The following is a 20,572-nucleotide window of genomic DNA, read 5'->3' as shown; positions in this document are numbered from 1 at the left end:
GGACAAGGCGGGTTTTTTCAGTCTGGGCGTCCCGCGATCTTTATGTTCGCGTCTGACGTTCAAGTCTTTGTCTTAACGCATTCCGTTATCGCAAAACCGCTGAAGATTTTGCGCGATATGCCTTAGGGAGGTCTTGCCTTGGCAGACGACGACAAAGACAGCAAAACAGAAGAACCATCAGAGAAAAAACTTCGCGACGCGGTCGAAAAGGGTAACGTCCCCGCGTCAACGGAAGCGTCTCTGTTTGCGTCTTCGCTCGCTTTCTACGTCTATCTCGTTTTCTTTGCGCCGGATGGCGCAAGGCGCCTCGGCGAATCCCTGAAGGACGTGATCGAGCGGCCGGAACAGTGGCGCCTGAATACGGCAGGCGATCTCGTGTCCCTCGGCCTCCATCTCGCAAAGGAAGCAGGCTCGCTGCTTCTGCCGGCGGCGATCATGTTCATCATTTTCGGCCTCGGCCAGTCTTTCGCTCAGAACCTTCCGCAATTCGTTCTCGATCGAATCACACCGAAGGCCGAGCGGATCTCGCCGGTAAAAGGCTTCAAGCGAATCTACAGCGTCGACGGTCTGGTGATGTTCGGCAAATCGCTGTTCAAGGTCGCCATCGTCGCCATCATCATGACAATGGTGTTGAAGGGGGATTACTTCAGGCTTCTCAACGCGCTCAACACCGACCCTCAAATGATCGTGCCGACAGGCTACGAAGCGTTGAAGAAGATGATGATCGTCATTCTCTTTTCAACGGGCATCCTCGCGGTCGCCGACTATTTCTGGACCAATCATCGCTGGTACAGCAACCTCAGAATGACCAAGCAGGAAGTCAAGGACGAGCACAAGCAGTCGCAGGGCGATCCGGTCGTCAAGGCCCGCCAGCGCTCGATTGCGCGCGATCGCGCCCGCCGCCGCATGATCGACAGCGTTCCAAGAGCCACCCTCATCATCACCAACCCGACCCACTATGCCGTCGCGTTGCGCTATGTAAAGGAAGAGAGCGATGCGCCGATCGTCGTCGCAAAGGGTCAGGATCTGATTGCTCTGCGCATCAGAGAGATCGCCACGGAACACAATATACCAATTTTTGAGGACCCGCCGCTCGCTCGCTCCATGTTTGCGCAAGTCTCGGTCGATAGCGTCATTCCGTCAGTATTTTATAAGGCTGTGGCGGAACTCATTCACAAGGTTTACGCCGCACGTCAGAACAAAAGACGGGTAAACTGATCGATATGAAAAAATGCCCATATTCGGCTCAACGAGAAGAGATAGTTGCACGCGCAATCGGTCCCGTAGCGGCCGAGCTTCGTCTGATTGACGCTGCTGATCTGATATCTCTTTTAAAGTTTGAATATTACAACAGCTTGTCGGATCTCGTGGATTCGGCAGCCGAACTCTACTTCCACCCGGGTACTGTTCACTTCGGAATCGGGGGCGACTACACGCTTGACTGGGACACCTATCCTGAGATCACGCTCGATCTCGAGATCAAGCCGAAAGGTGTCACAATCTATGCGCAGTTGATGCTCGGCAAGGACCATGCCGGCGTCAATATCAACTACATCAACTTCCAGAATCCCTCCACCGATCCGAACGAGAATACCGCCTTCCTGGCCGATAGCCTGCGCTACGCCACCTTCTACAAGAATGCGGACTCCGCTGCGATGAATGCAGCGCACTAAAATCCTGACCGTTACACCCGTATAGTATTTTCATCCACAGATCACAAAAGAGGTTGCATGGGACGATGCGCCTCTTTGGTCCTGTGCAATAGAGCGTTGTGCGTCCTTCGACTGCACAGAGGATGGATCTTGCTTTTTGATACTAAGCATCGTCCCGAAAATCGACTTCGATTTCCGGGACGATGCTGTAATCGTGGTTGCGGGTCGTTAACTCAGGTGTGAAAACCTCACGCTGACTTCTTCAAGATGTAGTCCGACAGTCTCTCTGCGGCATCGGCAATCTGCGCCGGATCGCGCAGGAAGCAGGCGCGCAGGAAGAGTTCTCCGCCCGCGCCAAATGCGTTGCCCGGCGCCAGTCCAACGCCGACCTTGTCGACGATGTCAAAGGCCGCCGCGCGCGTATCCGTCACGCCATCGATCTTCAGGAACGCGTAAAGCGCACCATCCGGCTTGAGGGTTTCAACCCGATTGGTGGCAATCAGCGCGTCGCAGAGAATGTCGCGAGACTGTGCCGCGCGGGCAAAATTCTTCGCCAGGAAATCATCGCCATGGTCGAGTGCCGCAATTGCGCCGCGCTGCATGAACTGCGCAACACCCGAGGTGGAATACTGGATCAGGTTTTCGATCACCTGACCGATTTCCGGCGGGGCCACCAGCCACCCGACGCGCCAGCCGGTCATCGACCAGTTCTTGGAAAAGGAATTGGCGAAGATGATCCGATCGCCCTCTTCCATGATGTCGAGGAAGGATGGCGCGCGGCCACCTGCATAGTGATAGAGCGCATAGATCTCGTCGGCCACGATCCATAGACCATGCTTTCTCGCCAACGTCAGAATATCGCGCAGATTGTTCTCGGTCGCCGTCCAGCCGGTCGGATTGGATGGCGTATTGATGAACAACGCCTTGGTCTTCGGGGTGATGGCGCTTTCGAGTTTGCCGAGATCGATATCCCATTTGCCCTGGGTGAAGTCGATCCCGACCGGCACGGCCCTGGCACCGGCAATCCCGATGGCGGACACGATGTTCGGCCATGTCGGCGTCAGGTAGATCATTTCATCGCCGGGCGAAGTCAAAGCCTGAACAGCCAGCACAATGGCCTGCATCCCAGATCCCGTGACATAGAAGTGCTCAGGCGACATGGAGGCGCCGAAATGCCGCTGATAATAGCGGCCAAGCGCGTCGCGAAGCTCCGGAATGCCGCGCTGCCAGGTGTAAAATGTCTCACCGGCATTCAGCGCGTCAACAGCGGCCTTCGAGATGAAGTCCGGCGTCGGAAGATCGCCCTCACCTACCCACAGGGGCAGAAGATTTTCGCGGGCGTGGGCGTATTTCTTGACCTCGACGATACCACTTTCCGGCGCTGCCAGAGAGCGGACACTGAGACTGTTCAAAACCGACATAGAAGGCACTCCGTTCGAGTGCCTTCTTAACGCATCGCTTGCACCCTTTGCATGATATTCCGTGAAGAAACCACGGATTTTGCTGATGGGTGGAGGCTAGCTGGCAGAGCCTTGCTGCGTCTTCAACAGATCGCGGATCTCGCTCAGCAGCTTGATATCCTCCGGCGGAGGGGCCGGCGCCTTCTTCTCTTCCAGCTTGTCACGCTCGACGGAGGCGCGGATCTTGTTCACGCCCTTGACCATGAGAAAGATGATCCAGGCCAGGATAAGGAAGTTGATGACGATGGTGATGAAATTGCCATAAGCGATAACCGCGCCCTGCTCACGCGCAGCGGCCAGCGATGTGGCGGTTACGGAAGAACTCAGCGGAATGAAGTAGTTCGAGAAATCGAAACCGCCGAAGATCGCGCCGACAATCGGCATGATCAGGTCGTTGACGACGGAATCGACGATCTTGCTGAACGCCGCACCGATGATGACGCCGACGGCCAGGTCCATGACGTTGCCGCGCGCGATGAATGTCTTGAATTCGTTGAGCATAAAGATGTCCCTCTTGAAACCCTCTTGCTTGTCGGGACGAGACGCCACCGACGCTCCGACAATAGCAGTCCGGTTGCCATTGTGCAGGTATTATGACGCGCGATCCGTGTATTTCGTTCCATGCATCTGCCGGTTGATTTCCTGCCCTGTGCCTGTCTGTTGAACTTTATGCCAATGCGGTGCCAATTCTCATTTCACTGGAAGTGTCATAAGCTTCTTGGGATTGTGTGGAGGGGACACTGCATTGCTGCCTGGGTGGATCATATTCGTCTCGGCCTTCGCCTATATTCTGCTGCTCTTTGCAGTAGCGAGTTACGGCGACCGCAAGGGACGACTCAAGACCGCTCCCAACAAGGGGCGGCCTATCGTCTATGCGCTCAGCCTTGCGATCTATTGCACATCCTGGACCTATTTTGGTGGCGTGGGTCTTGCCTCCGAACGCGGGCTCGAATTTCTCGGCATCTATACCGGCCCGATCCTCGCCTTCACGCTGGGAATGCCCATCATCCGGCGTATCGTGGAACTGGCGAAGGCCGAGAAACTGACCTCGGTCGCGGACTTCATCGCGGCGCGCTATGGCAAGAACCCGACCGTTGCCATGATCGTGTCGATCATCGCGCTGGTCGGTGCCGTTCCCTATATCGCGCTCCAGCTGAAAGCGGTCTCGAGTTCGGTCGCGACCATGGTGGACCCGCGCGATTACGGCATCGGCAGCGGCAATCTCCATTTCCTCGACCTTCCCCTCATCGTGACGGTGGTGATGGCAGGCTTCGCCATCATGTTCGGCACGCGCCACACCGATGCGACGGAGCATCAGGACGGGTTGATCCTGGCGATCTCCATGGAGTCGGTCGTCAAGCTGTTGGCAATCTGCACCGCGGGCGTCTACGTCGTCTTCTTCCTTTTCGACGGGCCAGCGGAACTCTGGCGGCTTGCTTCCGAAAATACTCAAGTGATGGAGGCGGTCTCCTACCAGACGCCGATCAGCCGATGGATTGTCCTGACGCTTCTTTCTGGCTTTGCCATCATTCTTTTGCCGCGGCAATTCCATGTCACGGTGGTGGAAAACCGCACGCCGAAGGAACTGCGCACCGCAAGTCTTCTGCTGCCGCTCTATCTGATTGCCATCAACATTTTCGTCCTGCCGATTGCGGTCGCCGGCCTCCTGACGATCGGAAATAATGGCAATGCCGACCTCTATGTCCTACAGCTGCCGCTGTTTAATGGCATGCCGGTCGTTTCGCTGATCACCTTCATCGGCGGTTTCTCCGCGGCCACGGCAATGGTGATCGTCGCTTCAGTCGCGCTGTCGATCATGGTGTCCAACGATATTCTGATGCCTATCTTCCTGCGACAGAAGTTGTTGACCCGTTCGCCCCACAGCGACGACTTCGCCAAGACGCTCCTCAATATCCGCCGCACGGCGATCTTCATCGTCCTGCTGCTTGGCTATTTCTACTACCGGGCAGCAGACAGCACATCGGGTCTCGCCTCCATCGGATTGCTGGCCTTTGCGGCTATCGCGCAGATGGCGCCATCGCTTTTCGGCGGATTGCTCTGGCGGCGGGCCAATGCGCGCGGCGCGATCGCCGGCCTCAGCTCCGGCTTCCTCGTCTGGGCCTATCTTCTCTTTCTGCCGAGCCTTGGTGGCCCTGATTACTCCTATGTCGCGGCAGGCGTTTTGAGCTTCATTTTTCCCGGAACCGAGATGTTCAGCGGGCCGGGCGCCGATCCGCTCGTCAATGCCGTGACGCTCAGCCTGCTTATCAATACGCTCGCCTTCGTGCTCGGCTCGCTTTCGCGAAACCCTCGTCCCGTCGAGCGCATCCAATCGGGCATCTTCGTCAAGCGCCACTCTAAATCGCAATTTGCCACGCGCGGGTGGAAGACGCGCGTCAGCGTCGGGGACTTGAAAAGCGCGGTTGCGCGTTATCTTGGTGAAGAGCGGATGCTCCGTTCGCTCTCCGCCTACGAAAAGACTGCCGGTCGAAAGCTGGAGGATGAGCAGCCGGCCGATATGGCGCTGATCCATTTTTCCGAGCAACTGCTGGGAAGCGCCATCGGCTCCTCCTCAGCGCGGCTGGTGCTGTCCCTCATCCTGCAAAAGGCAGAGGACACCAGCGCCGATACCGCGTGGCTGCTGGACCAGGCGAGCGAGGCCCTGCAATATAATCAGGATATGCTGCAGACCGCACTCGCGCAGATGGATCAGGGGATCGCAGTCTTCGACGCCTCGCAGCAGTTGACGATCTGGAACAGACGCTTTCGCACCCTTCTCGACCTGCCGGAGAATTTCGGCCGCGTCGGTCTACCGCTTGGGGAGATCGTCGCGCTTTTGGAGGAGCGTGGGGATATCGAGCCTGGCGATCATGGCGAGCGAATCAATCAGTTCCTGACAATGGATCGCCCCTTCTCCCTGGTGCTGAGTGGCGGCGCGCGCATTATTGAAGTGCGCTCGAATGCCATGCCGGACAAGGGCGTGGTCGCAACCTTCACAGACATCACGCAACGGGTTGCAAGCGACCAGGCGCTCAAACAGGCCAACGAGACGCTGGAGCAACGCGTGGCGGAGCGCACCGGCGAACTCACGCGGGTCAATCGCGAGCTGGCGGAGGCGCGCGCGGCTGCCGATGAGGCCAATATCGGCAAAACCCGCTTCTTCGCCGCAGCCGGTCACGATATTCTGCAACCTCTCAACGCCGCGCGGCTTTATTCCTCGGCGCTCGTGGAGCGTATTGGCCATTCGGAAAATACCAATCTGGTACAAAACATCGACTCCGCGCTGGAATCGGTCGAGACGATCCTCGGCGCAGTACTGGATATTTCTCGCCTCGATACCGGCTCGATGAAACCGCGCATGGCAAGCGTGCCGCTGAACGACCTCTTAAAGCGGATCGAAACCGATTTTGCGCCCATGGCGCGGGAGAAGAATCTCGAATTCGTGGTGATGCCCACATCCTTGACGGTGCGCTCCGACATCAATCTGCTGCGCCGCCTCATCCAGAACCTGGTTTCCAATGCCATCAAATATACGATGTCGGGCAAGGTGCTGGTCGGCGCGCGCCGTCGCGGCGGCGATGTGGTGATCCAGGTGATGGATTCGGGCATGGGCATTCCGGCCTCGAAGTTCCGGACGATCTTCAAGGAGTTCACCCGGCTTGATGGAGGCATGAAGGCGGCGGCGGGTCTCGGTCTCGGCCTTTCGATCGTCGATCGACTTTCGCGGGTGCTGCACCACCCCGTCCAGCTGTCCTCAGTCGTCGGCAGAGGCACCTCGTTCCAGGTGCATTTGCCACGCGAAGCGCAGAGCACCAAACAGGGCAAGGAGGCGGGCGTTGCGACCGCGTCCCCTCAACAGACACAACTCTCCGGCTTTCATATTCTCTGCATCGATAATGAGCCAAGAATCCTCGAAGGCATGTCGGTGCTGCTGAGCGGCTGGGGCTGCGCAGTCTCGCAAGCGGCCTCAGAGGGAGATCTCGATGCCGTTCTCGGCAAGGTGGGCATACCCGATCTGGTCGTCGCAGACTATCACCTGGCTGAAGGCACCGGTATCGATCTCATCCTGCATCTGCGCGACAGGCTGAAGGCGCAGATCCCTGCCCTGCTGATAACGGCCGACCGTACCCCGGAGGTCCGCGCGGAGGCTGAGAAGCACGGTATCGGCGTTCAGCACAAGCCAGTGCGCCCCGCGGCACTACGTGCTTACGTCACCCAGGTCTTCAACACCCGCCGAGCCGCAGCGGAGTAGACTATCCCGGCGCGCAAATGATCACTGCACTGGCACGCGCTCACAAAAAAACCGCCCTACAGACGAAGGGCGGCTCCTATTGTTAAGGTCTCACGTTTGTTCAGGCTGCCCGGCCATACTGGCTATGTCGCGCAGCGCCGGCGTGAGACTGCTCCATGCGGAACCGATGGAGGAGACCAAGCAGGGCCTCGACTTCATCGGCGAGCATCTGGCTTGCCGCGCTCGACTCTTCCGCCATGGCAGCGTTTTGCTGGGTCATCTGATCCATCTGGTTAACGGAGCTGTTGACCTCCTGCAGTGCAGACGCCTGGTCATTGGTGGCCGTGGCAATGGTTTCGACATGCTTGCTGACGGTCACGATCTGCAGGCTGATCGAGGAGAGAACCTGACCTGCTTCCTGCACCAGCAGCGAACCGGAGTTGACCTCCTGCGTCGACTGGTTGATCAGCGCCTTGATTTCGTGAGCGGCGTCTGCCGAACGCTGGGCGAGTTCACGCACTTCCTGCGCGACGACGGCGAAGCCCTTGCCCGCTTCGCCGGCACGCGCGGCTTCGATGCCGGCATTCAGCGCGAGAAGGTTGGTCTGGAAGGCAATGTCGTCGATGACTTCGATGATCTGTTCGATCTTCTGCGACGCTTCCTCGATGCGACCCATGGCATCGACAGCGTTCTTGACGACCGAGCCGGAGTTGTCGGCGCTTTCCTGCGTGATGCGAACGGCCTTGTTGGCTTCCCGGGCACGTTCAGCGGAGGATTTCACGGTGACCGTGATTTCCTCGACGGCGGCGGCGGTCTGTTCCAGCGACGCGGCTTGCGATTCGGTGCGGCGCGACAGATCATCCGATGATTTGCGCATCTCGGCGCCATTGTTCTGAATGATGAAGGTGCGCTCACGCACCTGCTGAAGCACATCCTTCAGGTTGGCGAGCGAAGTGTTGAAGTCCACCCGAAGCTGTTCGAGACGACCGGAGAAAGGTACGTCGAGCGTCTGGGTGAGATCGCCATCGGACAGGCGCGCGAGACCGGCTGCCAGCTGGCCGACAGCAAATTCGATCTGGCGATCGGTGTCTAGCTTCTCGGCATCGTTGCGAGACCGTTCGGCTTCCGCCTGAGCACGCTCTTCCACGCTCTGGCCTTCGATTCGAAGCTTCTCGCGTGCATTGTCGCGGAAGACTTCCAAGGCCCGAGCAATATCGCCGAACTCGTTCTTCCGCTCCATGTAAGGAATGTCGGTATCGAGCTTGCCCTGAGACAGGGATCTGATCGCATCCGTCAGGTTCCCGAGAGGGCGCATGCTGCGCTTGATCACGAAGTAGCCGAGAATGCTGAAAGCAAGCATGACAGCCGCACCGACGACGAGGATCATGTTGCGCAAACCGTCAATATGGCCCTGGTAGAACTCCAAGGGCACGCCGACGAAAAGAATACCGACCGGTGCTCCCTTTTTGGACAAAACCGGCATATAGCCCGACATGTAGTCGCGGCCGAACAGAGTTGCGGGACCGAAGTAGGACTCACCCTTGGTGATCTTCGCATAAGCAGCACCGTCGACGGCAAGCTTGGTGCCAACGGCGCGCTCGCCCTTTTCATTCTTCAGGCTGGTCGAGACACGAAGGAAATCCGTGCCCTGCGCCTGGAAAACGGTTGCCACGCCACCATTTGCCATACCGACACGATCCACCAGGTCAAAGTCGAGCAAGGTGCCGATGCTGGGACGGCTGACCGATTTCAACTCACCGTTTTCGATCGCGAGCGTGGTTCCGCCGACCTTCATCTCATAAAGAATGGCCATGCTGCGGACGGCACGTTCCGTATCCATCAAAGCCGTCTGCATGACGTCTTCTTTCAACCGCACATAGGTCGAAGCACCGACGGCAACGATACCAAGGAAGATGAGACCGATGGCCAGACATACAATCTGCACCACGATGGATCTCGAAACGAAACGCCCCATTGCTAAACCCCAATCTTAACGAGTTTAGGCAATTTGAAGCAAAAGGATTAATTTTCAGGGAATTCTACAACAGCCTAGACTAAGCTAACGCGATTTTAGATCAACTCCAAGGCGCTGATTTTACGTCTAAATGTCTTCGAACGCACCAACGAATGATGCGAAAAAGAATGACTATTGTCAAAAAATTATGGTTCTGAACCGTGCGCGTGTTCCACACAAAGCGGGGCACCAACGGACTTTTCAAGCCATGTCTGCAGACGTGTCGGGCGCTCAGTTGACTGTACCAACGGCACGAGACTCAGGCTCGACTGAACACTGCGACGCGTGTCAGTGGATAAAACCAAGCCGGATAGCCTTGGCGATCGCCTGGATGCGATTGACGGAATCCAGCTTGATGGTGGCGGAGCCGAGGTAAGCATTGACCGTGTGAACGGACAGACCAAGCTTGGTTGCTATTTCTTCGCTGATCCTGCCATCGCCTGCCAGTTGCAGGCATGCGACTTCGCGCTCGCTGAGTGCCTCTGACGGCGAGACGCGACGCTCGTCCATGGCCAGGAGATCGATCATGATCTGTGTGGATTTGACGTGCTGCTCCAGCATGAGTTCATTGTCGAGCAACAGGTTGCCACCGCAAAAAATGACGAAGCCGTTGCCCATCGTGCCAAGCCGCACGGGGAAGCCAACACCGGAATATCCGAGGTTCTCGTTGTCGAGGCGAATGAGAAGGGCGGGAACGTCCGGCAGATCGGCGAAGCCCGATTCTTGCTCGCTCGTCCAGGCGACGGGGAGCAGGGACGATTCAAGATGATCGAGCAGACGTTCACCGAGAACCTTAACCAGCTGAGCGCTTTGTTCGCCGGCAGCCAGACCCAGATTTTCAAGTTCGCAGGAGAGCTTCCTTTTGTTGGGAAATCCGGCTGCAACGGCACGCAGAACGATGAAGTTTTTGGCGCCAAGACTTCTCTGCATGGCAACCAGCTTGGGGAAGAGGTCGGAGCGCGTCACGGAGGGAATGGTCTTCGACGCTATCGGCTGACCCGATCCCTCATTGCTCAAATCCTTGACGAAACCCATGATGCGCCCTTTAGACAAGGTTGTTACGGACCGCGTAGGCAATGGCCTCCGAACGGGTCTTGGTTGCTGTCTTGCGCATGACGCTGGTGATGTAGTTGTTGATGGTGTTGCGCGAGATGCCAAGGATCATGGCCATTTCATCGCTGGTCTTGCCTTCGGCAATCCAGAAGAGGCATTCAAGCTCTCTTTCGGTCAGATCGATATCGCGCTCGGTCTTGGTGCCTTCGACGATGCCGAAGCTTGCAAAGTAACCGGCCAGCATTCCAGCTTCACGAAGACGATCTTCTGCCGGCAGAACGCCTTCGGCAAACATCAAAAGCAGCGAGAAGCGGATGCGTCCAACGCAAAAGGTAATTGTCCAGTACTGGCGATCAATCCCTGCTGGCGCGACCGCATCGTCGGGAAGAGACAGCACGCGTGGCTTGAGCAGGGAAAGGCATTTCTCCATTTCACTGGATCGGCTCTGTGTCCCGGTCAGTTCATTGGCAAGCTTGCGCACCAGATCGAAGGGCCAGTCGGAGGTGACGATGAAGCTGAGGCTTGCCTCCTGCAGGAGGTCTTCACGCGACAACAGATAGTGCGAAGCGCCGACATAGGATGTCAGATGCTCCATCGCACCAATGATGTCACTTTCCGCCGCTGCGGCTGCAATCTTGCGAATGAGCTGGTTGCGTGGCAAGGGCCTCGCAATCGTTTCAGCTGGCGCGGCAGACAGCCTGCGAATATCGACATCCACTTTCAATAGCCTACGCCCTCTCGTTCCCCGGACGGGGATGCCTAAACGGGATGGAACTCATTTCCATTCAGAAGCGCCGCTTTTGACGAACACCCCTGGCGACCGAATCGTTGTAGTCTAGGAGACGCTTGAAGAAATGTACCCGTCTGTAACGACCTATCCACTCTTTTTCGCGTGCACTACAACCCTGAACATATACCTGTTCGAATTTGCGCACATCCGCCTTTTCAACATACCCCACCTGAAATCGGCGATTTGATGAACAAATACTAAATCACATCCGCCATACGCCTACAGCAAGAATTTTCGAATAAACGAAAAAGGCCGGAGTTGATCCAGCCTTTATTCTTATCATGCTGCTTTTTCCACTGCCCATTTGCGGAGGATCTTGGCGGCGCGTTCTTCGCTGATTTCCACCATGCGCGAAAGTCTGCGTTCTGGCCCTTCGCGGACCCTGCGGTTGAAGTCGCCCTCGCCCGTGTCCCCACCAAGAAGATCGTCTGTGCTGTCGAAGCCGAAGTCCGCCCCGAAGCCTTCCATGAGGCCCCCGGCAGCGCCACCGCCCATGGCAGGAGAGAAGTCTGGCAGTTCAAGCCCAGCCGAATCCTGCGCCAGTTCCGCGGAGGCAGGAGCCCCACCGGCCGACATGGAGCGGACGACCGGACGGACACCAAGCCAGACGACCAGGAAGGCGACCGCGACGAAGGCGAGCGAATTGATGATGCCAGCGGAGTTGCGGCTCAACACTTCGGTGAAGCCTGGGCCGGCAACAGCCTCGTCCAGAAGCTGCGTCTCAAGGAAGTCCATGGCAGTGATCGTCACCACGTCACCACGCTCGGTTGAGGTACCGGCAGCAGAGGTAACGATCTTCTGCATCTCCGCAAGATAGGCGTCGATCTTGGCCTGGTCGGCCGGATCGCCGATCATCTTCGCAAGGCGGCCCTTGTTGACCACGACCGCGACGGAAATCTTGTCGATCGAATAGCCGTTGCGAACGGTCGCCACGGTCTTCGAGTTGATTTCGTAGTTGGTCTGCTCTTCCTTCTTGGCCGTCTCATCGGACGACTTCGGACCGGCGCCACCGCTCTGGGGAGCCGCCTGCGGTACGTTCTGCTCGACCGTGGCTGCGGAATCCTGCTGGGTTTCCTGGGACTTCTGATCTTCCTTTGTGGAGCGAACGGAACGCTCGACACGCGAGTTCGGATCGTAGACGGTTTCCTGGATCTGCTGGCTGTCGGTGTTAAGCGACGCGGTCACGCTCGAGCGGAAATTGTCCATGCCGAGGAAGGGCGCAAGCGCCTTGTCGATCTTCGTCTCAAGTTCCTGCTGAACGTTCTGCGCCAGCGTCAACGACCGGCTCATTGCGCCGTTGCTGACATCGTCGCCCGACGCCAGAAGCTGGCCAGTGGAGTCGAGAAGGGTCACGTCATCGACTTCAAGACCGGGCACTGCGGATGCAACGAGGTGCCGAATGGAAGCGGAGGCCTTTCGGCCCGCGGACGCGCTCGCCCGGATCATGACGGAGGCAGTGGGCTTCTGTTCCCCCCGCCGGAAGTTGCCGACCTCGGGCATGACGATGTGAACTCGGGCGGCCGCAATCCCGTCGATCTGCTGGATCGAGCGACCGATCTCGCCTTCGAGAGCGCGCACCCGCGTGACTTCCTGCATGAAGGATGTGAGACCCAGAGAGCCGACATGGTCGAACAGTTCGTAACCGGCATTGGCGCTGTCGGGCAGGCCGCGTTCGGCCAAAAGCAGACGAGCCTTGCTCGTCATGCCGACTGGAACCTGGATGCTCGTTCCATCCGAGCCAACCTGAAAATCGACATTGGACTCGGCAAGCGCAATGCTGATCTTGTTCAGATCCATGGTTTCCAGGCCGACATAAAGCGTCTCATAGGCCGGCTTATTCACGTAAAGAGCTGCAGCGAGAATGATTGCCATGGACAGAACGCCCACACCACCCAGCACCAAAAGCCGCGTCTGGCCTAAGGCCGCGAAGTTTTTAAAAACCTGAGGGAGTTGATTTAACAGATTCATTCTGTTCCGCACCGTCATTCATGGGTTCGAGACCTTCTGGTCCCGATGCCACCCTAGAGGACGAAGCTTGCGCGAGGATTTCTCATAGAACACCCTGCGTCCTGATGGACGCGCAAAGGACGCTCTATCTCCTTAAGTCTGCGCATCGTGCTTTCCGAAAATCGCGTCCGATTTCCGGGCCGATGCTGTAACTGATGCCGCCCTCCGGGTGGAGGGCGGGAATAAGGCCGCTGAACGTGCCGTTTAGGCGGCCAAATAGGTGGAGATGACGGCTGCGACCTGATCGGATGTCAGCGCACGCATGTGGGTGTTGAGAAGTGCCGTGACCTGGGCACTGGAAAGGCTGACCAGTGTCTGGGTGGAAAGCCCAGCGACGCCGCTGGAACTGAAAGCGGCGATGTCCTCGGTCGAAAACTTGGCAATATTCTCCTTGGAAAGCGACGCAACCTGTGCGGCGGTCAGAGCCCCAACCTGCGCGGGCGTCAAAGCCTCGCTCTGGCTGGTGGTCAGCGATGAGATTGCGCCTGTCGTCAGGCCAGACACCGCGCCGCTGCTCAAGGCGACGATCTCCTCGGTCGAGAGAAGTGCGATGTCGTCGGTGCCAAGCGCTGCAGCTTGAACTGCATTCAGACCGCCAATCTGCGCGGTGGTCAGAGTGGCAATCTGGCCCGTACTCATCGCCACGATCTGGTTATAGCCGAGATTGCCGATCTGGCTTGGGCTGAGAACCGCAATGTCGGCGCTGGTCAGGGAGGCGATAAGCGCCGTGGAAAGACCGCGGATCGCACCTGTGCTGATTGCCGCAATGTCAGCCGTGGAGAATGTCGCCATCCCGGCGGAGGAAATACCGGCGAGACCATCGGCGCTCAATGCCGCGATCTGACCCGTCGAGAGGGCACCGATCTGATCGGGAGCCATGGCAGCGATCTGCTTGCTGGTCAGCCCGGCGATCGCCGCCGTTGCGAGGCCAGCGACTTCACCGGTCGACAGCGCAGCGATAAAGCCGGTCGACAGGCCCGCAATGGCGGACGCGTTGATCGCCGACAGTCTTTCAGGGGTAAAGGTATCGAGCATCTGGGATGTCAATCCGGCAATGGCGCCAGATGTCAGGGCGCTAATCTGTGTTGTCGATAGCGCGTGCACCTGTTCGAGGCTGAGCGCCCCCACCTGCTCGCTGGTGAGCCCCGGGATGCTTCCGGTGCTGAGTGCCAGAATTTGGGCAGTGGAAAGCGCTGACAGATCCGCCGTCTTCAGGCTGGCGATCTGCTTGGACGACAAAGCGCCGATCTGGCCGGTGGAAAGACCGACGAAATGATCGTGGGAGAACGCCGAAAGCTGCGTGGTAGATAGGCCGGAGATGCCGAGCGTGCTCAGCGCGGCAATGGTCTCAGCCGAGAGCCCGGCTATCGTTTCCGTCGACAGACCGGCAATACCCGTGGCACTGATTGCGCCGACGTCCGCCGTCGAGAAGGCGCGCAACTGGGCTGCGCTCAGAGCACCAATCTGTCGCGATCCGAGAGCGGTCACCTGGGTTGGGGTGAAAGCCTCGACCTGATCGACACTCATGGCTTTGATCTGAAGCGTCGTCAGTCCGGCAACTCCGCCAGCACTCAGAGCGCCGACCCTGTCTGGCGAGAGAAGAGCAATCGCATCCGTCGACAAGCCCGCTATGGCACTGGATGTCAGCGCCGCAAGGTCTTCGATCGAGAAGCGCGCGATATCGTCCGTCCCCATGGCTGCGATCTGCGTGGAGGTCAATGCGCCGACCTGTGTGGGGTTGAGCGCCTCAACCTGGTCGGCCGACAGTGCCGCGATGGCTGCCGAAGAAAGACCCGAGATGGCTGCGGTACTCAATGCGCCTATCTGCTCGCGAGAAAGGGAGCCGATGCCTGCGGTGCCGAGAACGGCGATTTGGCGTGAGCCGAGAGCGCCGATCTGAGCCGTGGCGAGAGCTTCGAGTTGCTCTTTCTTCAAGACTGCTATTTGAGCGGTCGAGAGGCCGGCAACGCTGGCCGTTCCGAGTGTCGCAATGCGATCTGCGGAAAGGCTGGCAAGGGTACCGGTGGAGAGGCCGGCAACAGCCGACGATGTCAACGCCGCCAATTCTGCGGTCGAGAAGACGCCGAGATCATCTGTTCCGAGAGCGCCGACTTGAAGGGACGTAAAGGCGCCGACCTGCGCGGTGTTGAATGCCTCGACCTGGCTTGTGCTCAGGGCGGCAATCTGGTCGGAAGACAGGCCTGTGATGCCGGTCGTGCTCAGAGCCGCGATTTGCGCGGTCGTCAGCGCTGCCGTGTTGGCCGTGGAGATGGCCGCGACCTGTCTGGGGCCAAGCGACGCGATCTGCGCGGTCGTCAAGCCGGCAAGCTGGGCGGAGGTCAGTGAAGCCATCTGACCTGTGGAGAGACCCTGAATGCCCCCGGTCGTTCCTAAAACGGCAATGCGGTCGGCGGACAGGCTGGCAAGTGCCGTGGTCGAGAGGCCCAGCATTGCACTCGAACTCAGTGCCGCAAGCTCTGCGGTCGAGAGGACTGCCAAGTCATCCGTTCCGAGAGCCGCGACCTGCGTCGAGCTAAACTGTGCCACCTGTGATGTTTTGAGCGCTTCGACTTGCTCTGTGGTGAAGCTTGAAATCTGCGCTGCTGTCAAACCCGAGACGCTGGCGTCGTTCAATGCGGCGATCTGCAATGTGCTGAGCGCTGCAATGCTGGCCGTGCCAAGAACGCCGATTTGGCGCGATCCGAGAGCGCCGACCTGCGACGTTGTCAGGCTGCCAACCTGGGCCACGCTGAGCGCCGCCACCTGGGCTGTGGTCAAACCTGAGACGCTGGCAGTGGACAAAGCAGCGATGGTTCCAGCTGGCAACGCGGCAAGGGTTGCCGGTGGCAGGCCCACAATGGCGGCTGCAGAGAAAGCCGCGATGTCTCTCAACGAAAACGCTTTGATGTTATCAACAGACAGCGCCGCAACTTGCGAGGAACTGAGCGCACTCACCTGCAGGCTCGTCAGCGCTTCGGCCTGGACGGCAGTCAGCTTTTCGACCTGAGCGGAGGAAAGGCCAGGTACAGCATCCTTGTTGATGGAGGAGACCTGGTAAGCATCGAGGAGAGCAATACCCGCTGTACCCAATGCCGCAACCTGCCGGGAGGACAAGGCCGCCACCTGCCGGGTGGTCAGCGACTTCAGTTGGTCGGAGGACAACGCTGCGATCTGGCCCGTCGTCAATCCGGAGATACCGGCCGGACTGATCGCCGCGAGGTCTTCGGTTGACAGTTCCGACATCGCATCGGTGGAGAGACCAGCAACTGCCGACCCATTGATTGCCCCAAGGGCGGCGGCGGACAGCGCACTGATATCGTCCGATCCGAGTGCTGCGATCTGCTGTGACGTCAATGCCGCGACCTGCCTCGTGGACAAGGCGGCAACCTGACCGGTCTTCAGCGCGCCGATCTGGCCAGTGGTGAGAGACGACACCGCCGCGGTTCCCAGCGCTGCGATCTGACCAGTCGTCAGTTCGGCGATAATGGCGGTCGAAAGCCCACCGATCGTGCCGGGTGCGATGGCACCGATATCGGCCGTCGAGAACTTGGCCATGGCGTCCTTGCCGAGAACGGCCAGTTGCGCCGACGTCAACGCCCCGACCTGAACAGCGGTCAGCGCTTCCGCCTGAAGTGTGGTCAGTTTAGCCATTTGCGTGGCCGTGAGCCCCGATACACCATTGGTGCTCAAAGCCGTCACCTGCGCTGCCGACAGCGACGCGATGTGGTCGGTGCTCAGAACTTTAATCTGGTCAGCCGAAAGCGATGCGATTTGCTTTGTCGTCAACGCGCCGGTCTGGGCTGTCGTCAGCACCGAAACCTGTTTCGTCGTCAGATTGCCGAAAGCGCTGGCGTTCAATGCCGTCACCTGGGCCGTGGTCAGCGCTGCGACGACAGCTGTAGAGAGACCGCTGATCGCGCTCGATCCGATGGCCGCAATATCGCCTGTCGAAAACTTGGCGATGTCATCTGCGCCGAATGCTTCAAGCTGATCGGCAGAAAGGGCTGCGACCTGACGGGTTGTCAGCGCTTCTGCCTGATTCGGCTTGAGAGCGGCGACCTGTCTTGCGGAAAGCGCGGCGATTGCAGCCGTATTGATCGCCGCGATTTGGGCTTCCGAGAGAGATGCGACCTGGGCAGTCCCTAAAGCCGCAATATGCGACGACGTGAAGGCAGATATCTGGGATGTCGTGAGAACCGCCAACTGCGCAGTTGTCAGCGCAGATATATGATCACCAGGGAGATTGGTGACGGCGCTCGTTTTCAGCGCTGCAATCTGATCGGTGGAAAGTGCCGCGAGGCCTGCAGAACTCAAAGCAGCGGTTTGAACGGAACTTAAGGCGGAAACCTGGTTGATGGTCAGCGCTGCCAGCTGGCTGGTTTTAAGTGCTTCGACTTGGCCAGCGGTCAGGGCCGCGATAGCGCCTGTGGAGAGGGCGGCGATCTTGTCGCTTGTCAGCGAGCCGATCAGAGCGCTCGACAGCCCGGAAAGGCCAGACGCCGACAAGGCGGCAATGTCGCCGGTGGAAAATGTGGCAATGTCATCAAGTCCCAAAGCCGCAGTCTGCTCTGAACCAAGTGCGGAGATTTGCCGCGTCGTCAAGGCGTCTAACTGCGCGGTCGAGAGCGTAGCGATCTGCTCTGCCGTCAATGTCGCGATAGCCCCGGTGCTCAGCAATGCGAGCTTATCTGTGGACAGAGCGGCAATCACCTCTTTCGAAAGACCGGCGATTGCCCCTGCCCCGAAAGCCTGTATGCCCGCGGTCGAGATGGCGGCGATATCTTCCGTACCAAGACCTGCCAGTTGGGTGGATGTCAGTGCCGCAATCTGCCCTGGTGACAGCGCAGCCACCTGAACCGTCGACCACGCGACGATCTGTTCGGAGCTCAATCCCTTCAGCGCCGTGCCGGTCAATGATGTGATCTGGTCGGTGGTCAGCTTGGCGATGAACGCAGGCGTCAAAGCTCCGAGTTGGCCCGACCCCAAGGCGCTCATCTGCTCCTTCGAAAGGGCAGCGATTTGGGCGCTCAACAGGCTAGTCATTTGCTCGGGCGTCAGTTTTGCAACCGCGCTCGGGTTCAAGCCCGCTATCTGGTTTGTCGTCAGCGCCGCAATCAAGTCAGTAGACAGGCCCGGAACCGCCTTGGTGCTCAAGGCAGCAAGGGCTGTGGTAGAGAGGCCGGCGATCTGGACCGGCTTTACTGCCCCTTCGGCGGGCAACCAGACATCTTTGACCTGGTCCGGTTTCAATGCCTCGACTTGTGCAGAGCTCAGGACGGCGACTTGAGATGAAGAGAGTTTGAAGAGTTGCGTGGCGGACAGGGCCTCGACCTGTTCCGTCGTTAGCGCCGCCACTGCGGCCGTTGCCAGAGCGGCCACGCGGTCCGGCGTCAACAGGGCGATGGCGTCAGGGCGCAACCCTAGAATAGTCCGGGCACTGATCGCGTTGATATCTGCCGTGGAGAAGGCATTGATACTCACTCCATCCAGAACCGAAAGCTGGGCAGAGGTCATAGCCCTGACTTGAACGGACGTAAGCGCCTCAAGCTGCGCCGTCTCCAGGTTGGCAACCTGATCGGTGGTCAGATTTGCGACGGCTTCTGTGCTGAGCGCGGCAACCTGCGCAGTGGTAAGAGCCGCAATGTCTTCAGCCGCAAGCGACTTGATCTGAGCCGCCTTCAAAGCATTGAGCTGGACGGCTGTGAGTGCTTGGAGCTGCGTCGATGTCAAAGCCTTGAGCTGGTCGGTCGATAAGGCTGAAAAGGCTGAGCTTGACAGCTTCGCGACCTGTTCTGGAGTCAAAGCTCCAATGGCTGCGGTGCTGACGCCGAGTATCCCTCTTGAGGAAATTGCAGCGATCTCATCGGGGGTGAATGTCTGAATATCATCGGCGTGAAGCGCCGTCATCTGGCTGGAGCTGAGGACCTTGATCTGCAGCGCGGTCAAGGCTTCGACCTGGTCGGTCGAAAGCGCGCCAATCTGGTCGGAGGACAGGCGCGATATAATCGTCGTGCTCAAACCTCCGATTTGTGCCGTCGTCAAAGCCTTGATGACTTCAATGCTCAGTCCTGGCATGGCCTTGGCGGAAAGCGAACCGATGGCAGTCGCTTGGAGCGACTGGATCTTGGCCGATCCGAGCACGGCAACCTGAGCGGAGGACATCGCCCCAAGCTGGCTGCTGGTGATGGCCCCCAGTTGCGTTGACGTCAGTGCATCGATCTGATCGGTGCTGAGCTTGGAAAATGCCGCGCTACTCAAAGCGGCAATATTCTCTTTCGTGAGATCTTCAAGAATGGTCGGGCTGAGGCCGGCAACTGCGGCACCGTTGATGGCGGCCATGTCGGCAGCCGAGAAAGTGTTGATCTGCGCCGATGTGAGCGCGGCAATCTGATCGGAATTTAATGCCTTGACCTGCAGCGACGCGAAGGCCTCGACCTGCGCCGTTGAAAGTTTTTCAAGCTGTTCGGCAGTCAGTCCAGTCATCGCGCGGGAGGATAGAGCTGGAATCTGTCCAGTGGTGAAGGCGGCGACAGAGCTCGCGCTTAAAGCGGCCACCTGAGTAGAGGTCAGAGCCTTGAGTTGCGATGAGGTTAGAGCCGCCAGCTGAGCGGTTGAGAGGGCACCGATCTGCTCCGTCGACAAGGACGCTATGGCGGTCGTAGATAGACCCTGGATGGCACCGGACGTCAGATTGACGATATCATCGGTATCGAATGCCGCAAGCTGCGTGGGTCTCAGTGCCCCTAGCTGTAGCGATGTAAGAGCCTTCACCTGAGACTCGCTCAGGGCTTCGAGTTGTTCGATCGCCAGACGCGGAATAGCCTTCTGACTGATTGCCGCGATCTTCTCTGGAGATAAGACCTTCAGCAATTCAGGCGTCAGCCCCGGAATCGCACGACTGGAGATTGCCGCAATATCCTCGATGGAGAATGTCTTGATGTCGTCCGGGCTCATCGCCGCCAGTTGATCGGACGTCATCGATGCGACTTGAGATGCGGTCAAAGCTTCGGCCTGCGCGCTCGTCAACCCTTCCACTTGCTCGGTCGTCAAGGCGCCGACCTGACGTCCGGTGAGGCTCGCAATCGAGATGCTATCGAGGACCGCCAGTTGCGTAAGCGTCAGACCGATAATGGCGTTGGTCGAGACAGCGGCAAGCTGGTCAGGCTTGAAGGCCTTTAGATCCCCCGTCTCCAGTGCTGCGACCTGCTCGGATGACAGCGCTCGTATCTGCTGGGAGGTAAGAAAGGAGATGTCTTCGGTGTTCCAGTCCTCGATTGCTTTTGTCGTGAGACTTCTGATCTGGTTGACGCTCAGCGAAGATACGATCGATGTCATTGATAAACCTGACCAAAGTTCAAAACGGGC

10 protein-coding genes are annotated in these 20,572 nt (G+C 58.6%); 3 read left to right on the top strand and 7 right to left on the bottom strand.

The window, feature by feature from the left end; genetic code table 11:
* Positions 1-138: 138 nt before the first annotated feature.
* Positions 139-1,218 (top strand): flagellar biosynthesis protein FlhB, encoded by a 1,080-nt coding sequence (flhB, locus tag EYC79_RS04555; RefSeq protein ID WP_062425109.1) that lies wholly within the window; start codon positions 139-141, stop codon positions 1,216-1,218.
* A 5-nt stretch (positions 1,219-1,223) separates the two neighbouring features.
* The gene (locus EYC79_RS04550) at positions 1,224-1,673 is read left to right on the top strand and encodes a hypothetical protein (RefSeq protein WP_062425108.1); all 450 of its coding nucleotides are present in this window, start codon (positions 1,224-1,226) and stop codon (positions 1,671-1,673) included.
* Positions 1,674-1,900: 227 nt separating this feature from the next.
* On the opposite strand, the gene EYC79_RS04545 is transcribed toward EYC79_RS04550, so the two are convergent.
* Positions 1,901-3,073, bottom strand: a complete 1,173-nt coding sequence (locus EYC79_RS04545; protein WP_130977268.1) for a pyridoxal phosphate-dependent aminotransferase — start codon at positions 3,071-3,073, stop codon at positions 1,901-1,903.
* A 96-nt stretch (positions 3,074-3,169) separates the two neighbouring features.
* A complete protein-coding gene (mscL, locus tag EYC79_RS04540; RefSeq protein ID WP_130977267.1) occupies positions 3,170-3,613 on the bottom strand; it encodes a large conductance mechanosensitive channel protein MscL in 444 nt (147 codons plus the stop codon).
* Between the two features lie 244 nt (positions 3,614-3,857).
* Here mscL and EYC79_RS04535 point away from each other — a divergent pair, with 244 nt between their 5' ends.
* Complete coding sequence (locus tag EYC79_RS04535) at positions 3,858-7,364, top strand: PAS domain-containing hybrid sensor histidine kinase/response regulator (RefSeq protein ID WP_130977266.1); 3,507 nt, start codon at positions 3,858-3,860, stop codon at positions 7,362-7,364.
* Between the two features lie 100 nt (positions 7,365-7,464).
* On the opposite strand, the gene EYC79_RS04530 is transcribed toward EYC79_RS04535, so the two are convergent.
* From EYC79_RS04530 to EYC79_RS04510, 5 genes are all read right to left on the bottom strand, one after another.
* Positions 7,465-9,318 (bottom strand): methyl-accepting chemotaxis protein, encoded by a 1,854-nt coding sequence (locus tag EYC79_RS04530; protein WP_130977265.1) that lies wholly within the window; start codon positions 9,316-9,318, stop codon positions 7,465-7,467.
* A gap of 327 nt (positions 9,319-9,645) precedes the next feature.
* Positions 9,646-10,392 carry a transcriptional regulator VisR gene (gene visR, locus EYC79_RS04525; protein ID WP_082479154.1) on the bottom strand — a complete coding sequence of 249 codons (747 nt, stop codon included), beginning with the start codon at positions 10,390-10,392 and terminating at the stop codon, positions 9,646-9,648.
* A gap of 10 nt (positions 10,393-10,402) precedes the next feature.
* A complete protein-coding gene (gene visN / locus EYC79_RS04520; protein ID WP_062425103.1) occupies positions 10,403-11,134 on the bottom strand; it encodes a transcriptional regulator VisN in 732 nt (243 codons plus the stop codon).
* 345 nt (positions 11,135-11,479) lie between these two features.
* Entirely contained in the window at positions 11,480-13,168 is a 1,689-nt protein-coding gene (gene fliF, locus EYC79_RS04515; RefSeq protein ID WP_062425102.1) for a flagellar basal-body MS-ring/collar protein FliF, read from the bottom strand.
* Positions 13,169-13,411: 243 nt separating this feature from the next.
* Complete coding sequence (locus EYC79_RS04510; protein ID WP_130977264.1) at positions 13,412-20,542, bottom strand: beta strand repeat-containing protein; 7,131 nt, start codon at positions 20,540-20,542, stop codon at positions 13,412-13,414.
* Between the last annotated feature and the right edge of the window lie 30 nt (positions 20,543-20,572).

Origin of the sequence: Agrobacterium cavarae, from assembly GCF_004310285.1 — a bacterium.
GTDB classification, from domain to species: Bacteria; Pseudomonadota; Alphaproteobacteria; order Rhizobiales; family Rhizobiaceae; genus Agrobacterium; species Agrobacterium cavarae.
The sequence above is the reverse complement of the archived record's forward strand: the minus strand, read 5'-3'. Positions and strand labels throughout refer to the sequence as shown.

What these genes read in the sequence shown, in the direction of transcription:
- EYC79_RS04550 (WP_062425108.1), top strand. Translation starts at nt 1,224, where the DNA reads ATGAAAAAATGCCCATATTCGGCTCAACGAGAAGAGATAGTTGCACGC.
- EYC79_RS04545 (WP_130977268.1), bottom strand. Translation starts at nt 3,073, where the DNA reads ATGTCGGTTTTGAACAGTCTCAGTGTCCGCTCTCTGGCAGCGCCGGAA.
- mscL (WP_130977267.1), bottom strand. Translation starts at nt 3,613, where the DNA reads ATGCTCAACGAATTCAAGACATTCATCGCGCGCGGCAACGTCATGGAC.
- EYC79_RS04530 (WP_130977265.1), bottom strand. Translation starts at nt 9,318, where the DNA reads ATGGGGCGTTTCGTTTCGAGATCCATCGTGGTGCAGATTGTATGTCTG.
- visR (WP_082479154.1), bottom strand. Translation starts at nt 10,392, where the DNA reads ATGGGTTTCGTCAAGGATTTGAGCAATGAGGGATCGGGTCAGCCGATA.
- fliF (WP_062425102.1), bottom strand. Translation starts at nt 13,168, where the DNA reads ATGAATCTGTTAAATCAACTCCCTCAGGTTTTTAAAAACTTCGCGGCC.
- EYC79_RS04510 (WP_130977264.1), bottom strand. Translation starts at nt 20,542, where the DNA reads ATGACATCGATCGTATCTTCGCTGAGCGTCAACCAGATCAGAAGTCTC.